This window comes from Allochromatium tepidum (assembly GCF_018409545.1).
Lineage (GTDB): Bacteria > Pseudomonadota > Gammaproteobacteria > Chromatiales > Chromatiaceae > Thermochromatium > Thermochromatium tepidum_A.
Genome location: NZ_AP024563.1, coordinates 2,265,833 through 2,289,826, shown reverse-complemented (window position 1 = coordinate 2,289,826; position 23,994 = coordinate 2,265,833). Strand labels below are relative to the sequence as shown.

Annotated in this window: 21 protein-coding genes and 2 tRNA genes; 18 read left to right on the top strand and 5 right to left on the bottom strand. The window is 64.6% G+C overall.

Going from position 1 to position 23,994, the window contains the following annotated elements:
* Window positions 1-165 precede the first annotated feature (165 nt).
* From Atep_RS11015 to Atep_RS11000, 4 genes are all read left to right on the top strand, one after another.
* Window positions 166-438, top strand: a complete 273-nt coding sequence (locus Atep_RS11015; protein WP_012970636.1) for an HU family DNA-binding protein — start codon at window positions 166-168, stop codon at window positions 436-438.
* A 15-nt stretch (window positions 439-453) separates the two neighbouring features.
* Window positions 454-529: transfer RNA gene (locus tag Atep_RS11010), tRNA-Val, on the top strand.
* 6 nt (window positions 530-535) lie between these two features.
* Window positions 536-612 (top strand) — tRNA-Asp (locus tag Atep_RS11005).
* A 79-nt stretch (window positions 613-691) separates the two neighbouring features.
* Entirely contained in the window at window positions 692-2,638 is a 1,947-nt protein-coding gene (locus Atep_RS11000) for a SurA N-terminal domain-containing protein (RefSeq protein WP_213378567.1), read from the top strand.
* A 73-nt stretch (window positions 2,639-2,711) separates the two neighbouring features.
* Here Atep_RS11000 and Atep_RS10995 read toward each other — a convergent pair whose 3' ends face one another.
* The gene (locus Atep_RS10995; RefSeq protein ID WP_213378566.1) at window positions 2,712-3,488 is read right to left on the bottom strand and encodes an enoyl-ACP reductase FabI; all 777 of its coding nucleotides are present in this window, start codon (window positions 3,486-3,488) and stop codon (window positions 2,712-2,714) included.
* Between the two features lie 121 nt (window positions 3,489-3,609).
* On the opposite strand from Atep_RS10995, the gene Atep_RS10990 reads away from it, so the two are divergent.
* The 11 genes from Atep_RS10990 to lolA all read left to right on the top strand — a co-directional run bounded on the left by Atep_RS10990 (window position 3,610) and on the right by lolA (window position 15,930).
* Window positions 3,610-5,778: an ABC transporter substrate-binding protein gene (locus Atep_RS10990; RefSeq protein WP_213378565.1), complete on the top strand. Its 2,169-nt coding sequence runs from the start codon at window positions 3,610-3,612 to the stop codon at window positions 5,776-5,778.
* Complete coding sequence (locus tag Atep_RS10985; RefSeq protein ID WP_213378564.1) at window positions 5,775-6,752, top strand: ABC transporter permease; 978 nt, start codon at window positions 5,775-5,777, stop codon at window positions 6,750-6,752. Before Atep_RS10990 ends, Atep_RS10985 begins: the two co-directional genes overlap by 4 nt.
* A gap of 13 nt (window positions 6,753-6,765) precedes the next feature.
* Entirely contained in the window at window positions 6,766-8,178 is a 1,413-nt protein-coding gene (locus Atep_RS10980; protein ID WP_213378563.1) for an ABC transporter permease, read from the top strand.
* A 4-nt stretch (window positions 8,179-8,182) separates the two neighbouring features.
* Complete coding sequence (locus tag Atep_RS10975; protein WP_213378562.1) at window positions 8,183-10,291, top strand: ABC transporter ATP-binding protein; 2,109 nt, start codon at window positions 8,183-8,185, stop codon at window positions 10,289-10,291.
* A 70-nt stretch (window positions 10,292-10,361) separates the two neighbouring features.
* Window positions 10,362-10,571: a DUF2061 domain-containing protein gene (locus tag Atep_RS10970; protein WP_213378561.1), complete on the top strand. Its 210-nt coding sequence runs from the start codon at window positions 10,362-10,364 to the stop codon at window positions 10,569-10,571.
* 44 nt (window positions 10,572-10,615) lie between these two features.
* Window positions 10,616-11,098, top strand: a complete 483-nt coding sequence (locus Atep_RS10965; RefSeq protein WP_236786150.1) for a Dps family protein — start codon at window positions 10,616-10,618, stop codon at window positions 11,096-11,098.
* Window positions 11,099-11,155: 57 nt separating this feature from the next.
* Window positions 11,156-11,689, top strand: coding sequence for an EAL domain-containing protein (locus tag Atep_RS17160; protein ID WP_213378560.1), 534 nt, complete (start codon window positions 11,156-11,158; stop codon window positions 11,687-11,689).
* A 243-nt stretch (window positions 11,690-11,932) separates the two neighbouring features.
* Complete coding sequence (locus Atep_RS10955) at window positions 11,933-12,283, top strand: hypothetical protein (RefSeq protein WP_213378559.1); 351 nt, start codon at window positions 11,933-11,935, stop codon at window positions 12,281-12,283.
* The gene (locus Atep_RS10950) at window positions 12,268-12,480 is read left to right on the top strand and encodes a cold-shock protein (protein WP_012970645.1); all 213 of its coding nucleotides are present in this window, start codon (window positions 12,268-12,270) and stop codon (window positions 12,478-12,480) included. Before Atep_RS10955 ends, Atep_RS10950 begins: the two co-directional genes overlap by 16 nt.
* Window positions 12,481-12,629: 149 nt before the next feature.
* Window positions 12,630-15,200, top strand: a complete 2,571-nt coding sequence (locus Atep_RS10945) for a DNA translocase FtsK (protein ID WP_213378558.1) — start codon at window positions 12,630-12,632, stop codon at window positions 15,198-15,200.
* 70 nt (window positions 15,201-15,270) lie between these two features.
* Window positions 15,271-15,930: an outer membrane lipoprotein periplasmic chaperone LolA gene (lolA, locus tag Atep_RS10940; protein WP_213378557.1), complete on the top strand. Its 660-nt coding sequence runs from the start codon at window positions 15,271-15,273 to the stop codon at window positions 15,928-15,930.
* Window positions 15,931-15,954: 24 nt separating this feature from the next.
* Here lolA and Atep_RS10935 read toward each other — a convergent pair whose 3' ends face one another.
* A complete protein-coding gene (locus Atep_RS10935; RefSeq protein WP_213378556.1) occupies window positions 15,955-17,655 on the bottom strand; it encodes an FAD-dependent oxidoreductase in 1,701 nt (566 codons plus the stop codon).
* A 184-nt stretch (window positions 17,656-17,839) separates the two neighbouring features.
* Here Atep_RS10935 and Atep_RS10930 point away from each other — a divergent pair, with 184 nt between their 5' ends.
* The 3 genes from Atep_RS10930 (at window position 17,840) to Atep_RS10920 (ending at window position 20,708) form a co-directional block, all read left to right on the top strand.
* Complete coding sequence (locus Atep_RS10930) at window positions 17,840-18,949, top strand: glycosyltransferase family 2 protein (protein ID WP_213378555.1); 1,110 nt, start codon at window positions 17,840-17,842, stop codon at window positions 18,947-18,949.
* 74 nt (window positions 18,950-19,023) lie between these two features.
* Window positions 19,024-20,022, top strand: a complete 999-nt coding sequence (cobD, locus tag Atep_RS10925; RefSeq protein ID WP_213381581.1) for a threonine-phosphate decarboxylase CobD — start codon at window positions 19,024-19,026, stop codon at window positions 20,020-20,022.
* 128 nt (window positions 20,023-20,150) lie between these two features.
* Window positions 20,151-20,708, top strand: coding sequence for a nicotinate-nucleotide--dimethylbenzimidazole phosphoribosyltransferase family protein (locus Atep_RS10920; protein WP_213378554.1), 558 nt, complete (start codon window positions 20,151-20,153; stop codon window positions 20,706-20,708).
* Between the two features lie 94 nt (window positions 20,709-20,802).
* On the opposite strand, the gene fliS is transcribed toward Atep_RS10920, so the two are convergent.
* From fliS to Atep_RS10905, 3 genes are all read right to left on the bottom strand, one after another.
* Window positions 20,803-21,204, bottom strand: coding sequence for a flagellar export chaperone FliS (fliS, locus tag Atep_RS10915; protein ID WP_213378553.1), 402 nt, complete (start codon window positions 21,202-21,204; stop codon window positions 20,803-20,805).
* 191 nt (window positions 21,205-21,395) lie between these two features.
* Complete coding sequence (fliD, locus tag Atep_RS10910; RefSeq protein ID WP_213378552.1) at window positions 21,396-23,450, bottom strand: flagellar filament capping protein FliD; 2,055 nt, start codon at window positions 23,448-23,450, stop codon at window positions 21,396-21,398.
* Between the two features lie 63 nt (window positions 23,451-23,513).
* The gene (locus tag Atep_RS10905; protein ID WP_213378551.1) at window positions 23,514-23,984 is read right to left on the bottom strand and encodes a flagellar protein FlaG; all 471 of its coding nucleotides are present in this window, start codon (window positions 23,982-23,984) and stop codon (window positions 23,514-23,516) included.
* Window positions 23,985-23,994: the final 10 nt, after the last annotated feature.

Below are 23,994 nucleotides of genomic sequence, written 5' to 3'. Positions count from 1 at the left end.
TCGCGCGCCCTCTGCGCATTAGGATGCTTGGACGATCGAGGCGCCCCACGGCGGGGCGCGCGGGCCTTTCCAGACCATCGAGAAGGGCCAGACCGTATCCGGCGACCGGGCGCAGCTCGACGCTGACCATTCAGGCATAAAACTGGGGATTCACAGGGGAATTCTATGAATAAATCGGAACTCATCGAAAAAATGGCCGAGGCCGCCGATATCTCCAAGGCTGCGGCCGGTCGCGCCCTGGATGCCTTCACCGATTCGATTGCTGTTGCACTGAAGGAAGGAGATACTGTATCATTGATCGGGTTCGGTACCTTTTCTTTGAAAGAGCGCGCGGCCCGTACCGGTCGCAACCCCCAGACGGGCGCTACCATCGAAATCAAGGCATCGAAAACGCCTTCATTCAAGGCTGGTAAAGCACTCAAAGACGCGGTACAATAGTTATTCGCTTCACAAGGGTGCTTAGCTCAGCTGGGAGAGCATCGCCCTTACAAGGCGAGGGTCGCAGGTTCGATCCCTGCAGCACCCACCAGAATTCGGAGCGGTAGTTCAGTTGGTTAGAATACCGGCCTGTCACGCCGGGGGTCGCGGGTTCGAGCCCCGTCCGCTCCGCCAACTTCGGTAAACGGGGTATCCATCACAAGTGGATACCCCGTTTTTTTTGTTTTCGGACACTGGATCTTCGCGAATCACCATGCTTCAGACCATCCGTGAACGCGCCCAAGGTTGGATCGCCTGGGCCATCGTCATCCTGATCAGTATTCCATTCGCCCTGTGGGGGATTCAGTCCTATCTGGGCGTGGGCGGCGAGCCGATCGCCGCGACCGTCAATGGGGTCGAGATCCCGGCGCGCGATCTGGACCGACGGGTCCAGGAGACGCGCTTCGAGCTGCGCGAACGCCTGGGCGCCGCCTATGATCCGGCGGCTTACGATGACCAAAGGCTGCGGGCTGAGGTGCTCGAAACCTTGATCCAGGAAGCCCTGCTCATGGACGTCGTCAAGCGTCTCGGGCTGCGCGTCTCGGATCAAGAGGTCCAGATGCAGATCCTCTCCGATCCGGCTTTCATCAAAGATGGTCGTTTCGACAAGGAAACCTACGAGCGTCTGCTGCGCTTCCAGGGTCTGACCCCGGCGATGTACGAGGCGCAGTTGCGTCAGAAGATGAGTGCGACCCAGTTGATCCGCGCCGTCTCCAGCAGCGAGCTGGCCACGCGCGCGGAGCTGGACGCCTACAAGCGCCTCATGGGCCAGAAGCGCGAGATCAGCTATCTGCGTCTGCCGCTGGCCGAGTATCGCACCGAGGAGCCGATCGACGAGGCGCGCATTACGGCCTATTACGATTCCAATCGTGCGCGCTTCCAGAGTCCCGAGCAGGTCAAGCTCGACTATCTGGTGCTCGACACCGATAGCCTGTCGTCCAAGGTCGAGGTGAGCGAAGAGGATCTGCACCGGCTCTATGAGTCCGATCAAGCGCGTTTCGCCCAGCCCGAGCGGCGTGAGGTGCGCCACCTGTTGCTCAAGGTCGATGCGGATGCCGACGAGGCCAAAGCGCAGGCGGTGCTTGATGAGATCCAGGCGATCCGCGCCCGAATTCAGGCGGGTGAGTCGTTCGAGGAGCTGGCCAAGACGCTGTCGCAGGATCCGGGCAGTGCCGCCAAGGGCGGATCGCTCGGGATCATCGAGTCCGGCATCATGGTTCCGGCATTCGATCAGGCCACCTTTGCGCTCAAAGCCGGCGAGTTGAGCGAGCCGGTCCGCACCCCCTTCGGTTATCACCTGATCGAGGTAGTCAAGATCCTGCCGTCCGAGGCCAAGCCGTTCGAGGAGGTGCGTGAGCAGTTGCGTACCGAGTTGGCCAAGCAGCGCGCCGAGGGACTCTTCTACGATCTTGCCGAGCGTCTGGCCAATATCTGCTATGAGTCGCGCGACAGTCTCGACCCGGCTGCCGAGGAGCTGGGCCTGACCATCCGGCATAGTGACTGGATCGGCCGTGAGGGTGGCGGTAGCGGCGAGGGCGTGCTGTCACACCCCAAGGTGCTGGCAGCCGCCTTCAGCGAGGACGTCCTGGTCGGCGGACATAACAGCGACATGATCGAGCCCGAGCGCGATCGGCTCCAGGCCGTGGTGTTGCGTGTGACCGGGCATCGCGAAGCGTCCGTCAAGCCGCTGGACGAGGTGCGCGAGGAGATCGTCACCGCTATCCGTGACGAACAGGCACGCTCGGCGGCCAAGTCGGCGGCCGAAGCGCTGGCAGAGAAGCTGCGTGACGGTTCCGACTGGTCGGCGGCTGGTGAGGCGCTGAAGCCCGAGTCGCCGGGTCTGGTCAACCGTCAGAGCACCGAGGTGCCGGCGGGCGTGCTGGATGCGGCCTTCAAGCTGCCGGTGCCGACCGATGGGGCCGTCAGTGTCGGAACCGCAATCCTGGATGATGGCGATGCGGTCGTGGTGCGTTTGACCAAGGTCGAGGACGGTCGGGTCGAAGCGGAGGCGGAAGGCAGTGCGGATGGTTTCTCGGCCGAGTCCTTCATCATCAGCCAGATCATGGGGCGTCAGGCCTACATCAACATGCTCGACGACATGAAGTCGCGCGCCAAGATCGAGCGCAAGGCGTCGTCGCGAGCCGGCGAAGAGGCGTTGTAAGCGGGAGGACGCTGGGGCGTCACGGTCCGGCTCCCACGCCTGAGCGCGGGAGCCGGCGAACCCTCAGCGCGATTCAGCCCAGGCCGAGGATGTTGTAACCGGTGTCGACATAGAGGATGTCGCCGGTGATGCCCGAGGCCAGATCCGAGCACAGGAAGGCCGCCGCATTGCCGACTTCCTCGATGGTGACGTTGCGCCGCAGCGGGGTGCGTTCCTCGACCTTCTTGAGCATGTCGCGGAAGTCCGAGATGCCGGCGGCGGCCAGAGTGCGGATCGGGCCGGCCGAGACGGCGTTCACGCGCGTGCCGTGCGGGCCGAGCGAGGCGGCCAGATAGCGGACGTTGGCCTCCAGACTCGCCTTGGCCACGCCCATGACGTTGTAGTTCGGCACCGCGCGTACCGCACCCAGATAGGTCATGGTGACGAGCGCGCCGTTGCGGCCTTCCATCATGCCGCGTCCGGCCTTGGCGAGTGCCGCGAAGCTGTAGGAGCTGATCTCGTGCGCGGTGTTGAAACCCTCGCGGGTGACGGCGTCGACATAGTCACCTTCCAACTGCTCGCGCGGGGCGAAGGCGATCGAGTGCACGATGCCGTCCAGCCCGTCCCAACGCTCGCCGAGCGCCTTGAACAGGGCTTCGATGTCGGCATCCTGGGCCACGTCGAGCGGCAGCGCGATATCCGATCCGCACTTGTGCGCCATCTCCTCGACGCGCGACTTGAGCTTGTCATTCTGATAGGTGAGGGCGATCTCGGCGCCCTGACGATGCATCGCCTCTGCGCAGCCCCAGGCGATCGAGCGGTTGCTCGCCACGCCGGTGATCAGAATCTTCTTGCCTTCTAGGAAACCCATGGGTGTTTTGTCTCTGTCGTAGCTTCAGTGGACGGTTGAAAAATCGTCGTGCCCGTTGACACTCGGGGCCGTGATTGCAACAGTACCGAATCTTGTCATCCGGTGAAAGGGTAGGGTGGACGTGCGCGACTGGGTCGAACGAGGATGGATTGGTGTGCTGGGGTTCCTGGCCCTGGCGCTGTCCGGTTGTGGCGAGTCGGCCTGGAACGATCCCTATCCGGCGGCGGACGCCGAGGCGAACGTCTATTACAGCTCCTTTGCCGAGCGTCCCAAGCATCTGGACCCGGCGCGCTCCTACAGCTCGGACGAGTACGCCTTCCTGGCGCAGATCTACGAGCCGCCGCTGCAATATCACTTTCTGCTCCGGCCCTATCGTTTGGTGCCGCTGTCGGCGGCCGAGGTACCCGAGCCGCGCTATTTCGACGCCGCCGGCAACCTGCTGCCGGAGGACGCGCCGGTCGCGGCCATCGACCACAGCGACTATCTGATCCGTATCCAGCCCGGTATCCAATTCCAGCCGCATCCGGCCTTTGCGCGGGCTGATGATGGCAGTTATCGCTATCACAGCCTGAGTCCGAGGGATCTCAGGGGCGTCAACCGGCTGGCCGACTTCAAAGAGACCGGTACGCGCGAGCTGACTGCGGATGACTTCGCCCATCAGATCAAGCGTCTGGCCGCGCCCTGGTCGCATTCGCCGATCGCCGGACTGATGCGTGAGCATATCCGGGGTTTCGGCGAACTGGCCGACCGGCTCGCGGGTCTGGAGTCGGCCGACGCGCCGGCGCGGGTCGCGGCTCTGCGTCAGGCGACTCTCAGTGGCGTCGAGGTGCTGGACAGCCGGACGCTGCGCATCCGTCTCGAAGGCAAGTATCCGCAGTTCCAGTACTGGCTCGCCATGCCCTTCTTCGCGCCCATGCCCTGGGAGGCCGATGTCTTCTACGCCCAGCCGGGACTGGCCGAGCGCAACATCACGCTCGACTGGTATCCGGTCGGCACCGGCCCTTACATGCTGAGCGAGAACGACCCCAACCGGCGCATGGTGCTGGAGCGCAATCCCAACTTCCACGGCGAGACCTATCCGAGCGAGGGGATGCCCGAGGATCGGGATTCGGGCATCCTGAACGACGCCGGCCGGCCGATCCCCTTCATCGACCGCGCCATCTACAGTCTGGAGAAAGAGGACATCCCGCGCTGGACCAAATTCCTCCAGGGCTACTATGACGCCTCCGGGATCTCGTCGGATGCCTTCGATCAGGCGATCCGGATCGACGCTTCAGGCGAGCCGATGCTGACCGACGTCATGCGCGAGCGCGGCATCTCGTTGCTGACCTCGGTCGAGCCGTCCATCTTCTACATGGGCTTCAACATGCTCGACCCGGTGATCGGCGGCGACTCCGAGCGCGCGCGTCTGTTGCGCCGGGCGATCTCGATCGCGGTCGACTTCGAGGAGTTCATCGCGATCTTCACCAACGGGCGCGGTCTGGTGGCCCAGAGTCCGCTGCCGCCCGGTATCTTCGGTCATCGCGAGGGCGAGGCCGGCATCAATCCCTTCGTCTACGAATGGTGCAATGGACGACCCGAGCGGCGCGGTCTGAACGAGGCGCGGGTGCTGATGGAACAGGCCGGCTATCCGAACGGCGTCGATCGCGAGACCGGCCGCGCGCTCAGCCTCAACTACGAGGCCGTCGCCACCGGCCCCGACGATCGTGCGCGGCTGAACTGGATGCGTAAGCAGTTCGCCAAGCTCGGCATCGAGCTGGTCATCCGCTCGACCGACTACAACCGCTTCCAGGAAAAGATCCGCAACGGCACCGGGCAGGTGTTCATGTGGGGCTGGAACGCCGACTATCCCGATCCCGAGAACTTCCTGTTCCTGCTCTATGGCCCCAACGGCAAGGTCGAGCATCAGGGTGAGAATGCCTCGAACTATGCCAATCCCGAGTTCGACCGGCTGTTCGACGCCATGAAATACATGGAGGACGGACCCGAACGTCAGGCGCTCATCGACCAGTTGGTCGAGATCGCCCGGCGTGACGCGCCCTGGCTCTGGGGCTTCCATCCCAAGTCGTTCAGCCTGCATCATCGCTGGCTGCTCAACGCGCATCCCAACCAGATGGCCAACAACACACTCAAGTACCGGCGTCTCGATCCCGAACAGCGTCAGGCCGCGCGGCGCGACTGGAATCCGCCCATCCTCTGGCCGCTGTGGGCCGCCGGCGGGGTGCTGGTGCTGCTGGTGCTGCCGGCCTGGTGGATGGTGCGTCGACGCGAGAGGAGTACGGCCCTGTGACCGCCTATATCGTGCGTCGGCTGCTGTATGCCATCCCGATCCTGATCGGGGTCAATCTGCTGACCTTCATGCTGTTCTTCGTCGTCAACTCGCCGGACGACATGGCGCGGATGCATCTGGGTCAGAAGCGCGTGACCGAGGAGGCGATCCGGAGCTGGAAGGCCGAGCGCGGCTATGACCGTCCCTTGCTCTACAACGCTGAAGCAGAGGGTCTGGCGAGCCTGACCGAGACCATCCTGTTCCAGAAGTCGGTCAAGCTGTTCGTGTTCCAGTTCGGTTCGTCGGACGACGGGCGCGACATCGGCTACGACATCTCGCAGCGCATGTGGCCGAGTCTGGCGATCGCGGTGCCGGTGCTGCTGATCGGGCTGGCGTTCAACATCAGCTATGCGCTGTTCATCGTCTTCTTCCGCGCCACCTATGTCGATCTCGGAAGCGTGGTGCTGCTGGTGGCCATGATGTCGATCTCGGGGCTGTTCTACATCATCGGCGGGCAGTTCCTGATCGGCAAGCTCTGGCATCTGGTGCCGATCTCGGGCTACGACCAGGGGCTGAACGCCTGGAAGTTCCTGATCCTGCCGGTGATCGTCGGGGTCGTCGCCGGGATCGGTTCGGGGACGCGCTGGTATCGCACGCTGTTTCTGGAGGAGATCGGACGCGACTATGTGCGCACCGCGCGCGCCAAGGGCCTGAGCGAACGGGTGGTGCTGTTCCGGCATGTGCTGCGCAATGCGCTGATCCCGATCCTGACCGGCGTGGTGGTGGTGCTGCCGCTGCTGTTCATGGGCAGTCTGATCACCGAGTCCTTCTTCGGCATTCCGGGACTCGGCAGCTATACCATCGATGCCATCAGCAATCAGGACTTCGCCATCGTGCGCGCCATGGTCTTCCTCGGCGCCGTTCTCTATATCCTCGGCCTGATCCTGACCGACATCTCTTATACACTGGTCGACCCGCGTGTCAGATTGCAATGAGGAGGCCCGCGTCGTGCCGTTGATCCCCGTCGTCCTCTGGACCGATGCCCTGGTCTTCCTGCTGCTGGCCGTGACGGCGCTGTTTGCCGTCTGGGCGGCGCGTCATGAGCATCTGCGCGCACCCTGGCGTCGGGTGGTGCGCTCGCGCATCGGGGTGGCGACCCTGGTGGTGCTGTCGGCCTATGCCGTGATCGGGCTGCTGGATACCCTGCACTTCAAGCTCAAGCTCGACCGGGCGGACGAGTCGGGCGAGGTGCGTTATGCGCCCGAGGTGCTGAGCCTGCTCGATCTCACCCTGAGCGGACTGCGCGAGCGGCAGGAGAAGACCTATTCGGCGCCTTTCGCCACCCATCTCCATGCCAAGGAGGCGCTCGATCAGCCCGACGGCACGGTGATCCGCGACTATCCGCGTCTGCAACATGGCGGCGCGCATCTGGCCGACCCCGAGCACGACCGCGCCTGGGACATCGCCAGGCGCGCACTGATCGGGCTGATCGAGGGCTTGATCCTCTGGGCGCTGCTCGCCGCCGGTCTCATCCGGCGGTTGGCCCGTCATCACGGACAGCCGTTCGACACCGTTCGCGATCGCATCCTCCGGGGACAGACCCAGATCCCCTGGCGCACCGCGCTCGGCACCCTGGCGCCGGTGCTGATTCTGACCTTCGTCATCGGCGAGCTGGCACTCAAATACCATGTGCTCGGCACCGACAAGGTCGGCGAGGACGTGCTCTATCAGGCGTTGAAGAGCATCCGCACCGGACTGCTGATCGGCACCCTGACCACACTCATCATGCTCCCGGCCGCCATCCTGTTCGGCATCATGGCCGGCTATTTCCGGGGCTGGGTCGACGATGTGATCCAGTATCTCTACACCACGCTCAACTCGATTCCGGGCGTGCTCCTGATCGCGGCCACCATCCTCATGCTCCAGGTCTACATGAGCAACCACGCCGACGAGTTCGCGAGTCTGGTCGAACGCGCCGATCTGCGGCTACTGTTCCTGTGCCTGATCTTGGGCGTGACCAGTTGGACCGGACTCTGCCGTCTGCTGCGCGGCGAGGCGCTCAAGCTGCGCGAGATCGACTACGTCCAGGCCGCGCAGGCGCTGGGCGTGGGCCACTTCACCATCATCGCCCGCCACATCCTGCCCAACGTCATGCACATCGTGCTGATTACCCTGGTGCTCGACTTCAGCGGACTGGTGCTGGCCGAGGCGGTGCTCTCCTATGTCAACATCGGCGTCGATCCGACCATGAATTCCTGGGGCAACATGATCAACAGTGCGCGACTGGAGCTGGCGCGCGATCCGATCGTCTGGTGGTCGCTGGCGGCGGCGTTCCTGTTCATGTTCACCCTGGTGCTGGCGGCGAATCTGTTCGCCGATGTGGTCCGGGATGCCTTCGATCCGAGGTTGAGAGGTGTCTGAGTCCATGACCGAACCGCTCCTGCAAGTCACGGGACTGACGACCGAGCTGGGTGATCCGGCCCGGCCCGCGCGCGTGGTCGATGGGCTGACGCTCGACATCCGTAGCGGCGAGACCTTCGCCCTGCTCGGCGAGTCCGGCTGCGGCAAATCGATGACGGCACTGTCGCTGATGCGTCTGCTGCCGCCGTCCGGACGGATCACGGCCGGTTCGGTGCAGCTCGCCGGAACCGAACTCCTGACCCTGACCGAAGCCGAGATGCGTCAGGTGCGCGGCGGCCGGATGGCCATGATCTTCCAGGAGCCGCAGACCTCGCTCAATCCGGTGCTGACCGTCGGCACCCAGATCGGCGAGGCGGTGCGGCTGCATCAGGGCGACACGCGCCAACGGCTCGGGGCCGAGCGGGCGGTCGAACTCCTGCGTGCCGTCGGCATCCCCGACCCCGATCAGCGACTGAACGAGTATCCGCATCAGCTCTCGGGCGGGATGAAACAGCGCGTCATGATCGCCATGGCCCTGGCCGGCAATCCCCGACTCCTGATCGCCGACGAGCCGACCACGGCGCTCGATGTCACCATCCAGGCGCAGGTACTGCGGCTGCTGAAGGCCGTGCAGTCCGCGAACGGGTTGGCGGTGCTGCTGATCACCCATGACCTGGGCGTGGTTGCCGAGACTGCCGAGCGACTGGCTGTGATGTATGCCGGTCAGATCGTCGAGACCGCGCCCATGGCTGAGTTCTTCGCCCAGCCGCTGCATCCCTACAGCCGTCATCTGCTGGAGAGTCTGCCCGATGCCGGCAAGCGCGGCGGACGGCTGGCGGTGATTCCAGGCCGCGTGCCGTCGCCGGATACGCCGTTCCAAGGCTGCCGCTTCGTCGAACGCTGTCCGGCGGCCATCGAGCGTTGTCGTCTGGAGGTTCCGGAATGGCGGGCGCTCGGTGAGGGGAGGGGGGTACGCTGTCATCTCGCCGAGCCGGATACGGCCGAAGCTTCGGATCATCCGGTTTCCGATCGAGCGACCGCACCGACACCCGAACGACTGACCGCGACCAATGATCCGAAACCGACCGGCGGCGACACCCCGACCGAGACCGCCCAAGTCCCGCTCCTGACCATGCGCGGACTCCAGGTCCATTTCCCCATCCACCAGGGCGTACTGCGTCGCGTCGTCGGCCATGTGCGCGCGGTCGACGGCATCTCGCTCGATCTCTATGCCGGACGCACGCTGGCCCTGGTCGGCGAGTCCGGCTGCGGCAAGACCACCGCCGGCAAGGGTCTGCTGCAACTCGTGCCGCCGACCGGCGGCTCGGTACGCTATCGCGGTCAGGAACTCATCGGTCTGAGCCATCGACGTCTGCGCCCATTCCGCAAGGACTTGCAGGTCGTCTTCCAGGATCCCTTCGCCTCCATGAACCCACGGATGCTGGTCGGCGACATCATCGGCGAGGGACTCCAGGCACTGCGCCTCGCCCCCAAGCGGGCGGAACGGATGCGCCGGGTCGCCGAACTGCTCGAACTGGTCGGCCTGGATCCCGAATCGGCCAACCGCTATCCGCACGAATTCTCGGGCGGGCAGCGTCAGCGCCTCTGCATCGCCCGCGCCCTGGCGCTCGAACCGCGCATCATCGTCTGCGACGAGCCGACCAGCGCGCTCGACGTCTCGGTCCAGGCCCAGATCCTCAATCTGCTCAAGGATCTCCAGGAGCGGCTCGGGCTGGCCTATCTCTTCATCACCCATGATCTCTCGGTCGTGTCTTATCTGGCCCACGAGGTCGCCGTGATGTATCTGGGCCGGGTGGTCGAGCATGGTCAGGTCGCCGACGTCCTCGACGACCCGCGTCATCCCTACACCCGCGCGCTGCTCTCGGCCGTGCCCGTGGTCGATCCGGAACAGCGCCGCCAGGTCATCCGACTCGAAGGCGACATGCCCTCGCCACGTCACCCGCCGTCGGGCTGCCACTTCCATCCGCGCTGTCCCGAGGCGATCGAGGTCTGTCGCCACCACTACCCGGTCGAGACCCGACTTGGCTCCACGCGCCGAGTGTGTTGTCATTGTGTCGCGCCCGGATCGTCGACACCGTCCGCCATCGATAGTAAAATTCGATCGCAATCCTAGTATCAATCGATTTTGATTTTCATCGTCCAGACTCTACACTTTCTCCCAACACACACGGGAGGAAGCCGCCATGATCAAGACCCTGACCTTCGGCGTCGTTCACATGACCGTAGCCTTCACCGTCGCCTATCTCATGACCGGAAGCGTCGTCATCGGCGGCGCCCTGGCCCTAGTGGAGCCGGCGGTCAACACGGTCGCCTATTTCTTCCACGAAAAGACCTGGGACCGGATACGCGCGAGCCGTCGCCCATCCGTGGCGACCGAATCGTTCGCCGCCTGATCCCCTAACCTGAATCCATGAAGCAACCCAAGGAGAGCCAGACCATGACCAAACCCATGCCCATCGACATCGGTATCTCGGAGGCCAACCGCGCCGCCATCGCCGCCGGGCTGTCCAAGCTCCTGGCCGACAGCTATACCCTCTATCTCAAGACGCACAACTATCACTGGAACGTCACTGGGCCGATGTTCAACACGCTCCATCTGATGTTCGAGACCCAGTACAACGAGCTGGCGCTGGCCGTGGACCTGATCGCCGAGCGTATCCGCGCCCTGGGGCATCCGGCGCCCGGTTCCTACAAGGCCTATGCCGCCCTCACCGAGATCCCGGAAGAGGACGACGCACCCGACGCCGAGGAGATGATCCGCCGGCTCGTGGCCGGACAGGAGACCGTGGTCCGCACGGCCCGCTCGGTCTTCCCGGCGGTCGAGGAAGCCCATGACGAGCCGAGCGCCGATCTGCTGACCCAGCGCATGCAGATCCACGAGAAGAACGCCTGGATGCTGCGTAGCCTGCTCGGTTCCTGATCCATCCAGACATGCCCGGCGCTGTTTTACGGCTTGCGCTTTCGTCGCGCTCGACGTATGTTTCGACCTATCGACGCGCCGGGCGTCGTTTTCGGACATTCAGGATCAAGGCCGGCACGGGATGAAAAAAGTCAAACGCCACAGATCATCGAGGCCCTTGGTGCGGCCATCGCCACGACCGATCTCTTGCCCGGCTCGATGGTCTTCGAAGTACGCCGGTCCGCCTTCGACGAGGCCGCCGAGGGTCTGGAACAGTTGCTCGCGCTCATATCCAAGGGGCGTCATGGACTGCTGGTCGAAGATCTCGGGCTCGGCGACAGTGCCTTCATCGAGAGCCATCACCGCATTCTCACCCACGTCAAGCTCTCTCGCGACATCATGCACGGCCTGGTCGACGGTCCGGCCTCGCAGACGGCCCTGGATGGGTTCGTGCGTACCGCGCACAAGCAGGGGCGTTCGCGTCATCGCGCTGGCCGTGTATGGCGACGAGCTCATGCCGATGCTCCATGCCGCCGGGGTCGATGCCATTCAGGGCAACTTCATGAGCCTGCCGCATCAGGGACTCATGTATCCGAGCATCACTATGGTTGACTCGAATAATCGACTTCTCTGACTGGGTCATACATCGATCTTTGCGCGCGCGAATTCTGGGGTATAATCACCGCCCAACACGAACGAGCAATAAATGTGTCGAAGAGCGATAATCGGAGCAACTGACAGCGTCTGGTTCGTCGACCTGAATTCGAACCCGATCGAATAGTCGTACTCGACCTCCCAATGCCCGATTTCATTACACCGTTATGACCGCTTGATCTCCCTCGTCGATCGCCATGAATGGCTTCCCCGCTTGAATCGAATGACTTCATCGATATCCGTTCCATCGCGTCGCCCCAAGTGCTTGTCGAGCAGGGAGAGCACCTGGCCGCTGATGTGCCGTACAGGATATCGAAGGATATTCGATCGTCGAAGGATCGAGATCGAGACATGAATGTTTCGGATGGTTTTCATTCCAATGACTTGCCGGCGCTCTCCAGCGAGACGCCGGCTCGATCGAGATCATCCGCTGATGGATTCCGCTCCAACGCGAGTGGTCGTGACACCGTCTTCGAGGTGAAGTCGGGTCATTCAATACCAACCCTGGTTGGTGCGTTTTTATCGATGAGGTTGTTATGGCAGGCGAATTGATTTCCGGCACGGTCAAGTGGTTCAACGACGAGAAGGGCTATGGGTTCATCGAGCGCGAGGGCGGCAAGGACGTCTTCGTGCACTACAGCGCGATCAATGGCGCGGGTCGCAAGACGCTGGCCGAGGGTCAGCAAGTGACCATGGAAGTCACCCAAGGCCCCAAGGGTCCGCAGGCCGAGAACGTGACGCCGAACTGAGGCGCCGCGCGACCTGATTCCGCCGGGCCGCCTCGTTCGGGGCGGCCCGGTCGCACGAAACCCCTCCGTCCGCGCGCGCCGATGTCGGCGAAACCGCGCGAAAAATCCCCCGTAAGGCTATAATGCGCTGGAACATTTTGGAGAGGCGCATGGGACAGGCAACACGCTACGGGCAACTGACGTTCACCGATCATGTCGAGCGCGCGCTGCGCGAAGGCGGCCTGTGGGCGCTCATGTGCGCGTCCCTCTATCTGGCACTCTCGCTGATCAGCTATTCGCCCCAGGATCCGGGCTGGTCCTATGTCGGCAACGACATGCATGTGACCAACGCCGGTGGTCGAACGGGAGCCTGGTTCGCCGATGCCGCGCTCTATCTCTTCGGCTATCTCGCCTATCTGCTCCCCTTCATGATCGCCTGGAGCGCCTGGTTGCTCTTTCGTGGCCGCGGAGAGGGCACAGGCGCCAAGACCTGGGTGCTCTCGCTGCGCTGGATCGGCTTCCTCGTCACCCTGGCCGCCGGTTGCGGCTTCGCCTCGGTCAATCTGGCCGTTCAGGGTGACTACTTGCCCAATGGCGCGGGCGGCGGGGTCGGCCTGCTGGTCAGCGGACGCATGCTCGAAGGCTTTGGCGTCATGGGCGCCAACCTCTTGCTCCTCGGGACGCTCCTCGTCAGTCTGACGCTCTTCTTCGGCATCTCCTGGCTCAGGCTGATCGACATGATCGGGGCCGGCGTGCTCCAGGGTTCGGAGATCGCCTGGCGGTTCCTGAGCCGCGCACCCCGGCACTGGCGCCGCTCTGAGTCGGGTCCGCCCGGTCGGCGTCGTCCGGCGGGACTGCCGCGCGATCTCAGCCTGATCGATCCGACCGACGCCCGGTCCGTGCTGGAGGAGACGCCGCGTCGCTCCGCGCGCACACGGCGCCCGCCCAAGCATCTGCCTCCCGAGGTCCAGGCACTCTTGACCGATCCGGCGCCGTTCGCGTTCGACGCCTCGGATCCGCCGAGCGCCGAGCCGGCGGTGGAGCCGCGGGAGCGAGTCGCCCCGGATGGCGCGCACCGCGATCGCAGCCCGGTCCGCCGCGAGCTCGGCAAGGCGCCGCTTCCCGTGTCCCCCGAACCCGAGCCGGAGACGAAGCGCGCGCCCGAGGAGAAGCGCGGTTTCTTCCAGAAATTCGCGCGTTCCGCCGGGGTCGCCGGCGCCGCCAAGGGTGGGGTCAAGTCACGCCCGCCGCTGAACCTGCTCGAAGCCCCGCGCAAGAGCGGACGCGGCTATTCCGAGGAACAGATCGAGGAGATCTCGCGTCAGGTCGAGGCCAATCTGGCTCACTTCGGCGTCGATGCCCAGGTGGTCGCGGTCTATCCCGGCCCGGTGGTCACGATGTTCGAGCTGCAACTGGCGCCCGGCATCAAGGCCAGCAAGATCACGGGTCTGGCGCGCGATCTGGCCCGCGCCCTGACGGTGGTCAGCGTGCGCGTGGTCGAGATCATCCCCGGCAAACCCTTCATCGGCATCGAGATCCCCAACCGCGAGCGCGAGATGGTGTTCCTGCGCGAGATCTTCGATTCTCCCTCCTATCAGGACGCCAGCTCGCCGCTCACCATCGGACTGGGCACCAACATCTCCGGTCTGCCGGTGGTCGCGGATCTGGCGCGCATGCCCCATGCCCTGATCGCCGGCACCACGGGTTCGGGCAAATCGGTGGCGATCAACGTCATGATCCTGAGCCTGCTCTACAAGTCCGGCCCCGAGGACGTGCGCCTGATCATGGTCGATCCCAAGATGCTCGAACTCTCGGTCTACGAGGGCATCCCGCATCTGTTGACGCCGGTCGTCACCGATATGAAGGAGGCGGCCAACGCCCTGCGCTGGTGCGTCGGCGAGATGGAGCGGCGTTATCGGCTCATGGCCAAGCTCGGGGTGCGCAACATCGGCGGCTACAATCGTCAGATCGCCGAGGCCGAGGCGGCCGGCACGCCGATCCCGGACCCGACCATCAAGCCCGAGGATCTGCCGGCCTATGGCGGCGAGGCGCCGCCTCTCCAGCATCTGCCCTATATCGTCGTCATCATCGACGAGCTGGCCGACATGATGATGGTGGTCGGCAAGAAGGTCGAGGAACTCATCGCCCGTCTGGCCCAGAAGGCGCGCGCCTCCGGTATCCATCTGCTGCTCGCCACCCAGCGGCCCTCGGTCGACGTGCTCACCGGCCTGATCAAGGCCAACATCCCGACGCGCATCGCCTTCCAGGTCTCCTCGCGCATCGACTCGCGCACCATCCTCGATCAGATGGGTGCCGAGCAGTTGCTCGGGCATGGCGACATGCTCTATCTGCCGCCGGGCGGCAATATCCCGCATCGCGTGCATGGCGCCTTCGTCGACGATCATGAAGTCCATCGCGTGGTCGAGTTCCTCAAGGAGCAGTACGGCGAGCCGGATTACATCCATGACGTGCTGCGCGAGCCGACCGAGATGCTGCCCGGTATCGATCCCGAACCGCGCGGCGGCGACACCGAGGACACGGATCCGCTGTTCGACGAGGCGGTGCAGTTCGTGGTCGAGAGTCGGCGCGCCTCGATCTCGGGGGTCCAGCGCAAGCTCAAGATCGGCTACAACCGCGCCGCGCGCATGGTCGAGGAGATGGAGCGCATCGGCATCGTCGGCCCGGCCGAGACCAACGGCAACCGCGAGGTACTCGCGCCGCCGCCGCAGTACGACGACTGAGCGGGGTTCGGATCTTTGCGCCTCGTGCCCGGTCCAACCCGACTCCAATCACATCCAGGTATCTCGATCCATGCTGTCTCTGTCTCGTTCCGACTCCAGGCGCCCGCGCGTCTTCCATTGGCTGATCCCGGCGCTGATCGCGCTGTGCGCTTCGGGCGGCGTGCTCGCCGCCGAGGGCGCGCAGCGGGTCGACGACTATCTCAAGGGTCTGAACAGTCTCAAGGCCGATTTCGAGCAGTTCACCTTCAACGCCGAGCGCACGCAGATGATGGAGCGGCGCGGCACCCTCTATTTGCAGCGCCCCGGCCGCTTCCGCTGGGAGTACGAAGGCCCCGACAAACAGATCATCATCGCCGACGGCAAGCGCGTCTATGTGCATGACGTCGAGCTGAAGCAGGTCTCGCATCAGAGCCAGGCCAAGGCGTTGCGCGGTACCCCGGCGTTGCTGCTGTCGAATGCCGAGCCGATCGAGCAGCATTTCGAGGTGCGTCCGATCGAGAGCAGCGACGGTCGCGACTGGGTCGAGCTGATTCCGAAGGATCCGGAAACCGACGTGGTACGCATCGAGCTGGGCTTCGATCAGGACCGGCTCGACAGCCTCATCATGGAGGACAGCTTCGGTCAGGAGACCCGGCTCAACTTCACGGGTGCACAGCGCAACGTCTCGCTCAAGCCGGATCTGTTCAAGATCGATCAGCGCGCCGTCGACGACTTCCTGCCCTTCGATTGAGCCGCCGGGGCGCGCCGAGCGCCCCTATTTTTCGCGCGGATAGGGCCAGGCCATGACGCCGCCTTCCATCACCTTGACGTTGCGCCAGCCGTGTGCCTGGAGGATGGCGGCCGACTCATAACCGCGCAGCGAGATCTTGCAGTAGAGGATGATCTCACGGTCCTTGTCCGACGGCAGCTCGTGCAGCCGCCCGCGCAGTGCGCCCTGCGGGATCAGGGTCTCACCGATGCCCAGTCGCATCTCCTCGAACTCCTGAGGCGTGCGGGTGTCGATGATGAAGCAGTCGGCGCCCGAGTCGACCCGCTGTTTGACCTCGGCCGCCGAGATCCCGTGCATGAGACCGCGCAGCTTGTTCTCCAGCACATGGGCCGAGACGATGACATGGTCGAGTGCGAGCGAGTAGGGCGGGGCGTAGGGCAGGTCGGCGTTGCCCAGATCCTCGACCGTCAGTCCGCCGCGAATGGCCATGGCCACGGTGGCCACGCGCTTGCTGGCATCTCCGGGGCCGATACACTGGAAGCCCAGCACGCGCCCGCTCCCGCGCTCGGCGACCATCAGACTGATCAGCAACTGGCCGTGCATGTAGCCGGGGATGTCGAGTCCGGCGATCGTGGCGGTCTCGATGTCGAAGCCGAGTGCGCGTGCCTGACGGGCGCTCAGTCCGGTGATGCCGACCGTGTAGTCGAAGATCTTGCAGATGCCGGTGTGGGTGACGCCGGGGAATCGGGCGCTGTTGGGTTCGATCAGATTCCGGCCGATGACCCGGCCCTGAAGGTTGGCGATGTCGCCATAGGGCGCGCGCACCTTGCGTCCGGTGATGAGCGAGGTGCACTCCACGCAGTCGCCGGCGGCATAGATGTCGGGATCGGAGGTGCGCATGTATTCATCGACCGCGATGCCGCCCTGTTCGCCGATCGTCAGTCCGGCGGCTTGAGCCAAGGCGATGTTCGGGCGCACGCCCACGGCGACCACGGCCAGTTCGCACGGCAGTTCGGTGCCGTTGTCGAGCTTGACGGCGGTCAATCGGCCATGCTCGCCGAGGAAGGCGGCGACGCCGTTGCCGGTGATGATGTCGGATCCGTTGGCCCGCACATGGTTGGCCACCAGATGCGCGATCTCGGGGTCGAGGAAGGGCAGGATGGAATCGGTCTTCTCGATCACTGTGGTCTTGATGCCGGCCAGATGCAGCGCCTCGCAGACCTCGAAGCCGATCAGACCGCCGCCGACCACCACCGCACGGCGTACCTGGCCCTGGTCGCGGATGGCGCGCAGTGAGTCGGCATCGCCGAGCGAGTGCAGGGTATGGATACCGGCCAGATCGGTTCCGGGCACCTGGGGGAAGAGCGGCGTGGCGCCGGTGGCGATCACCAGACGGTCGTAGGGGATGACGCGCGTCTCACCACTCGGCAGATGACGGCAGGTCACGGTCTTGGCCGCGCGGTCGATGGCGAGCGCCTCGGTCAGGACCAGCGCCTCGATACGCTTGGCCTTCTCGAAGAAGTTCGGATCGCGCACGATGCCGGCCGGGGTGCAGATGAGCTGGTTGCGATCGTCGAAGACGCCGCCGATATAGTAGGGATAGCCGCAGGAGGCCATCGAGAGATCCGGGTCTTTCTGGATCAGGGTGATGGAGGCGTGCTCGTCGAGACGGCGCGCCCGCGCGGCGGCCTTGGGACCGGCGGCCGAGCCACCGATGACGACGATTTTGAGCGCTTGCTGTGCCATGGCAAAATCCTCTTTGACGCTGCTTGAAGCCGGCATTGACCGTCGGGGTGTCGGAGTCGTGTGGCTCGATCCTCGACACCTTCAGTCTGGCGCAAATTGCTGTCGACGGATTTGAAGAATCTCAACCTGGGTCAGGTCGACCTTGACCTGTCGGCCCCATCCGATAAACGAGTTACAGACCATCATGCCTATCGAACTGCTCTGGCTGCTCCCGCCCTGGGCGCTCGCCTTCGTCTTCCTGGGACGGATGCGCCGCTGTCCGCCGTTGCCCGAGCGGCTCGACGAGCGGCGTGTCTCGGTCATCATTCCGGCGCGCAACGAGGAGGCGCGGCTGCCGCCGCTGCTGGCCTCGCTGCGGGTTCAGGATCATCCCGATTTCGAGGTCATCCTGGTCGATGACAACTCCAGCGACCGCACCGCCGAGCTGGGGCGCGCGGCCGGTGTCACGACCCTGAGCCTGACCGAGCCTGAGCCGGGCTGGATCGGCAAGCCGCATGCCTGCTGGGCCGGGGCGCGTGCGGCGAGCGGTGAGGTGCTGGTCTTCCTCGATGCCGACACCGAGCTCGAACCCGGCGGTCTGCGGCGTATCGTCGCCACCCAGGCGCGGCATGGCGGTCTGGTCTCGATCCAGCCCTATCACCGGATGCGTCGTGCCTATGAGCGGCTCTCGGCCGGCTTTTCGCTGATCATGATGGGCGGCATCCGCTCGTTCACGCTGCTGGGTGATCGGCTGGAATCCAATGGGGCGTTCGGACCCTGCATGGTCTGCTCGCGCGAGGACTATTTCCGCACCGGCGGTCATCGTCTGGTGCGCGAGGAGATCATCGACGACGTGGCGCTGGCGCGCGAGATGGCGCGGCGCGGTGTGCCGACGCGCAATTTCATCGGCGAGGGGGTGATTGCCTTCCGCATGTATCCGGGCGGACTGCGCGATCTGGCCGACGGCTGGACCAAGAACGTCGCGCGCGGGGCCATGACCACCGACCTCGTGATGCTGCTCCTGATCACCGCCTGGATCGCGGGCGGCATGTCGGCCTTCGATGCTTTCCGCGCCTGGCCGCACGACGGCTGGACCAACTGGACGGTGGCCGGAGGCATCGCCTATGGCGCCTATGTGCTCCAGATCCGGTGGCTGCTGCGGCGGTTGGGCAACTTCGGCTGGCTCACGGCCCTGAGCTATCCGGTCTCGCTGCTGTTCTTCATGGCGATCTTCACCCGCTCGCTCTATCTCACTCTGGTGCGCAACAGTGTGCGCTGGAAGGGTCGTTCGATTCCGGTTCGCGCGACGGGTTGAGTGAGTGCATGAATGTGAGTGCTGTGCTTGAGACGGTTCCGGGAGCGGAACTCCGGGAGCTGTCCGCGCCGCCCGTGCATGGCGGACGACTGCGTGAGGCCGCCGCGCGCTTCGGGCGTCCGCTGGAAGACTGGATCGATCTGTCGACCGGCATCAATCCCAACGGCTGGCCGGTGCCGGCTGTGCCGCCCGGCGTCTGGGCGCGTCTGCCCGAGGACGACGATGGGCTGGAGGTCGCCGCCGAGCGCTACTACGCCGCTTCGGGCGCGCTGCCGCTGGCCGGTTCACAGGCCGCGATCCGGCTTCTGCCGACCCTGCGTCCGCCCGGTCGGGTCGGGATTCCCGAGGTCGGCTATCGCGAACATGCCCATGCCTGGCATCGCGCCGGGCATCGCGTGATCAGCCTGCCCGACGGCGATCCGGGTGACTGGCTCGACGACGGCCCGGAGCACGAGCGGCTCGATGTGCTGGTGGTCATCAATCCCAACAATCCGACCGGACGGCGTTGGCCGGTGGCGACCCTGCTCGACCGGCACGCGCATCTGGCGGCGCGCGGCGGTTGGCTGGTGGTCGACGAAGCCTTCATGGACGTCACGCCCGCCGAGAGTGTGCTGCCGTATCTGGGACGGCCGGGGCTGGTGGTGCTGCGCTCGCTCGGTAAGTTCTTCGGGCTGGCCGGGGCGCGGGTCGGGTTCCTGTTCGCCGAGCCTGAACTGCGTGAGCGGGCCGCACACGCGCTCGGTCCCTGGACCCTGAGCGGTCCCTCGCGCTGGATCGCGCGGTCGGCGCTGGAGGATCGGGAGTGGCAGTCGGCGATGCGCGCCGCGTTGCCGTCGGCCTCGGAGCGGCTGGCCGAACTCCTGAGCCGTCGGGGTCTGACCCCGGCGGGCGGAACCGCACTCTTTCAATGGGTGCGGAAACCACAGGCCGAGCGCTTCCATGAGCGGCTGTGCGAACGGGGAATCCTGACACGGCTTTTTGCGCAGCCGGCCAGTCTGAGGTTCGGTCTGCCGGGATGCGAAGCGGAGTGGGAGCGTCTGGAGCACGCGCTCGCGGCACTGGACGGGCGTTGATGGGACTGCCCGAATGGCTGACCGTTCCGGTGGCCGAAGTGAGTCGCGGGTATGAGTCGAGGGGACCGAAACGCATCGGATGTCTCTGTTTCGTCGCTGATCCCATGCCGGCCGAGCACTTACGGCGCTTGTCGACGACTGGGTTCGATCCGGACTCTCGGGTGCGTGCGGATCGCTGCGAGTTCGTCGATCCGGGCAGTCTGATTCCCTTTGTACCTCACGCCGACGAACCGTTGGATCGCCATCGGCTCGATGTCGCCTTGAGCCGGGGACGGCATGCGGCCGAGCGGGCGAAGCTGGCCGGCTGTTGCAAGCTGCTCTGTCTGGGCATCGGCGCCGACGACGCTTTGGATGACCGGCAACCGTTCGCTACATCGAGACCGACGCGCCAAGCCGCCTATGCCGGACTGCGCCGGATCGCCCGCTTCGAGATCGCCGCCCTCACCGGAGCGCTGATCGCCGGCGCGCAGATGGGACTTCAGGCGTATCCAGGCGGCCGTCAAGCGCGATTTGCTGCCGAGCTGGCGCTTGCACTCAATCCGGGCGTCCGCGACTGGCTCATCGACTCACCGGGCGCGATACCTCAGCCGCGACTCGGTCTGTCGCACCTCTGTCCTATGCTCGTCCCCAAGTGGAACCGGCTTCGGCCGAGAAGCGCATCGACCGATGGTGTCGGGCTGTTTTGAGACGGGTTGCACGCTTTTTCATTGATCGCGGCTGCAACCGGTCTCCCGTGTGGGAGTGGCTTGCAGCCGCGATGGAAGGGGGACTTCGGTCGGTTCAGGACGCTTTGCGCATCTGCTCGGGGATGCCGTCCCAGCCGGCCTTGATCTCACGCAGCAGGGTCGAGACCTCTTCCAGCGCCTCGGGTTCGTTGCGGGCGTTGCCGGTGACCAGACGGCGGATCATGTAGTCGTAGAGCGCGTCCAGATTGGCCGCCAGCTCGCCGCCGCGTTCGAAGTCGAGCGCGCCGCGCAGGCCTTCGATGATGTCCATCGCCTGACCGATCTTCTGGCCCTTGAGCGGGACATTGCCTTGCATCATGGCGCCGCGCGCTACGGCGATACGCTCCAGCGCGCCCTCGAACAGCATCTGTGTCAGGCGATGGGGATCGGCCACGGCGATCTCGGCGATCGGACCGGCTTGACGGTATTGGTTCAGTTCTCTGCGCATCGCGTACATGGCCTACCTCGACGAATACCGGATGACTCTGTCGGTCGTTGAAAGTGGGGGAGCGTTCCAACCCTGAATCGACGGGGTTGGCTGCGCTCTTGGGGACTGTAACGACACTGAGCCGGATTTCTTGAGGCAGGGCGGTCGGTGAGTTGTGATCGGGTTCACGCCAAGATTCGGGAGGCATGAAAACGCCGGCTTTACCTGGAGGACGCAGTGAAGGGCAGGCGGTCGTTGATGCCGTCCAGTTGTTTGCCGGTATCCTTCAGGCTGTTGACGATGTTCTCCATGGCCATGAATTGGGTCATGAGTCGCGCCTGGAAACCCTCCATGCGCCGGTCGAGTGCACTGCGCTCCTCCTTGATGCCGTCGAGCTGCTTCTGGATGCTGGATTCGCGGGTCTTGATCGAACCCGTGCTGCCGATGAAGTTGTCGATCATGTTGGCCAGTTCGCCGGCCACGCCGCGCGAGAAGCTGATCTGGAACTTACCCTGGGCGGTCGCACCTGCGCCGACGGTCAGGTTCAGACCATAGGCGGGCGAGTCGACGGCCGGCAGCAGGACGTTTCCGGCGCCGAAGCCTTCCACGCCGTTGATGGTGCCCTTGACATCCAGGCCCTGGGTTCCGGTCAGCGCGGTCTCGATCCCCAATTCGGCCATCTGGGCGCTGGCGGTTGTGAAACTCACCTTCGAGACCGAGCCGTATTCGCGCGAGACGAAATTGAACTGGTTGGTGTCGGTATCGTACTCGACGTCCACGGCCACGCCGGCCGCTTTCAGGCTGGAGTCGCCGTTGATGCGGGCCTGAAGGTCGGCGCGCAGTTCGTCGGCGCTCGCGTAGGTGCCGGTGAGCCGGATCAGCCCCGAATTGGTGCCGTCGACATTGATCCTGAAGCTGTAGTCGGCGGCCGGGTCCGAGGCATCCAGCGGTGCTGAGAAGTCGTGCGTCAGGGCGTTGCCGGTGATCCGGCCGCGTGTCGGATCCTGGGTGATCTCGACGTCATAGGTACCGGCGGCGGCGCGCGAGGCGAAGGTGCCGGCCTTGACCTCGACCGCGCTGTTGGTCGAGCTCATCTTGCCGGCGAACAGGCCTTCGAGCAGGTTGAAGTTGTCGTTGAAGGCGTTTTTGAAGTCGGTTTCGTTGATCGTGAGCGAGCCGTCGCGCTCGGTGCGGATGCCGACATTGGTCAGGGCCGTGAAACCGCCCTGGGCGCCCGGAAGGATACCGCCGATCTGTTCGCGCAGACGGTTGATCATGTTCCGTGCCGTGCTGTCGCCGGCCAGACCGCCGCGCACCGGATTGTCGTCCTTGTCGCGGGTGAAGCCGACCAGTTCCTGGGTGGTCTTCTGGAGGGTGTTGTAGGCCGCGACGAAATTGCGAATCGCCTGATCGGCGGCAGTCTTGTCGGCGGTGATCGAGAAATTCAGGCTCTCGCCGGCGGTGCCTTTTTTGTTGAGCGTGAAGGAAAAGCCGGCGATGACGTCGTCGATCTCGTTGGTCTGGCGGGTCACGGTCAAGCCATTGACCTTGAGTTGAGCGTCCTGCCCCTGTTGGGTCTCGGTGGCGTTCTGGGTCGCGGCGTTGAAGGCGAAGTCATCCAGGCCGACCGAACCCGGGCCGGCTGTGATCTCCATGGCGTTCGATTTGCCCGAAGGCGCGGTCAGCATGAGCTGGAACCGATCGTCGACTTTGATTACCGCCGCCTGGACACCCGCGTTGGTCGCGTTGATCTTGTCGGCGATGCTGGTGAGTGAGTCGCCGGCCTTGATGTCGATGGTCAGGGCATTACGGTCGCTATTGAGCGCGAAGTCGGTGGGGGCACCCGTTCCCCCATCGTAGGTCCATTCGCCGAAGCGGATGGTCAGGGCGCCCGATTTGTTGAGCGCTCCGTTGCGCTCGGCGTTCGAGGCCATGGCCAGTGACTGGGCACTGGCGACTTCCTGTACCTCGATCTTGTAGGCGCCGGTTTGGGCGCCGGGTTCGACCTTGTTGGCGGTGATGACGTCCGAGTTGGGTACGGTGGCCGAGCGGGCGTTGAAGAGGTCGCCGTTGCTCAGGGCCGTCAGGGAGCCTTTGAAGGTGTCGAAGGCGCTGCGCAGTTGACCATAGCCGGAAATCTGCGCCTGGAGTTGCTCCTGGCGGGTGTTCAGGCGTGCTTCCTTTGGTGCGCGCTCGACGGCGGTCAGTTGGGTGACGAGATTCTTGATGTCGATGCCGGAACCGGCGCCCAGTGAACTGATGATGTTGTCGGCCATGGCCGTTGCTCCAGTGTCTCGTCGAACCGGTCTGCCACGCCCATCACGTCGGCGGCCGGCGGTTTATGCCTTCTTGTTGAAAATCAGACCGATCAGTCCATCGACGTATTTGGCGAAGTTGAGCGTTTCTTCGCTCGGGATCTGGCGGACGACTTCCTTGGTCTGGGAATCGATCACCCGGACCACCATCCGCCCCGAGTCTTCGTCGAGTTGGAAGGTCAGCATTTGCTTTCCTTGTTGCATCATTTCGTTGATCTTGTCGACGGCTTCGGTCAGTTTGTCGACCATCTCCTTGTCGGTTGCGGCCACGCCTTGGGACGGATCGGTTCCGATGTCTTCAGTGCGGCCCGTTTGACCGGATTCGAGGCGGTTCGCCAAGCGCGCGGCGCTGCCCTGTATGGCGTCGCTGCGGTTGTCGGGCGGCGGCAAGCCGTTTGGACGGATCTCGGAACTCGAAGGCGTCCGTGCGCCCGTGGCTCCGGTGGATTGAATGGGTTGTGTCGCTCTGCTGACACTCATGGGATCGCCGGCCATCGCTTTTTCT

Bases quoted from the DNA above. Each gene is read 5' to 3' on its own strand.
- Atep_RS11015 (WP_012970636.1), top strand. From the start codon at position 166: ATGAATAAATCGGAACTCATCGAAAAAATGGCCGAGGCCGCCGATATC.
- Atep_RS11000 (WP_213378567.1), top strand. From the start codon at position 692: ATGCTTCAGACCATCCGTGAACGCGCCCAAGGTTGGATCGCCTGGGCC.
- Atep_RS10995 (WP_213378566.1), bottom strand. From the start codon at position 3,488: ATGGGTTTCCTAGAAGGCAAGAAGATTCTGATCACCGGCGTGGCGAGC.
- Atep_RS10975 (WP_213378562.1), top strand. From the start codon at position 8,183: ATGACCGAACCGCTCCTGCAAGTCACGGGACTGACGACCGAGCTGGGT.
- Atep_RS10970 (WP_213378561.1), top strand. From the start codon at position 10,362: ATGATCAAGACCCTGACCTTCGGCGTCGTTCACATGACCGTAGCCTTC.
- Atep_RS10965 (WP_236786150.1), top strand. From the start codon at position 10,616: ATGACCAAACCCATGCCCATCGACATCGGTATCTCGGAGGCCAACCGC.
- Atep_RS17160 (WP_213378560.1), top strand. From the start codon at position 11,156: ATGTTTCGACCTATCGACGCGCCGGGCGTCGTTTTCGGACATTCAGGA.
- Atep_RS10955 (WP_213378559.1), top strand. From the start codon at position 11,933: ATGGCTTCCCCGCTTGAATCGAATGACTTCATCGATATCCGTTCCATC.
- Atep_RS10950 (WP_012970645.1), top strand. From the start codon at position 12,268: ATGGCAGGCGAATTGATTTCCGGCACGGTCAAGTGGTTCAACGACGAG.
- Atep_RS10945 (WP_213378558.1), top strand. From the start codon at position 12,630: ATGGGACAGGCAACACGCTACGGGCAACTGACGTTCACCGATCATGTC.
- lolA (WP_213378557.1), top strand. From the start codon at position 15,271: ATGCTGTCTCTGTCTCGTTCCGACTCCAGGCGCCCGCGCGTCTTCCAT.
- Atep_RS10935 (WP_213378556.1), bottom strand. From the start codon at position 17,655: ATGGCACAGCAAGCGCTCAAAATCGTCGTCATCGGTGGCTCGGCCGCC.
- Atep_RS10930 (WP_213378555.1), top strand. From the start codon at position 17,840: ATGCCTATCGAACTGCTCTGGCTGCTCCCGCCCTGGGCGCTCGCCTTC.
- fliS (WP_213378553.1), bottom strand. From the start codon at position 21,204: ATGTACGCGATGCGCAGAGAACTGAACCAATACCGTCAAGCCGGTCCG.
- fliD (WP_213378552.1), bottom strand. From the start codon at position 23,450: ATGGCCGACAACATCATCAGTTCACTGGGCGCCGGTTCCGGCATCGAC.
- Atep_RS10905 (WP_213378551.1), bottom strand. From the start codon at position 23,984: ATGGCCGGCGATCCCATGAGTGTCAGCAGAGCGACACAACCCATTCAA.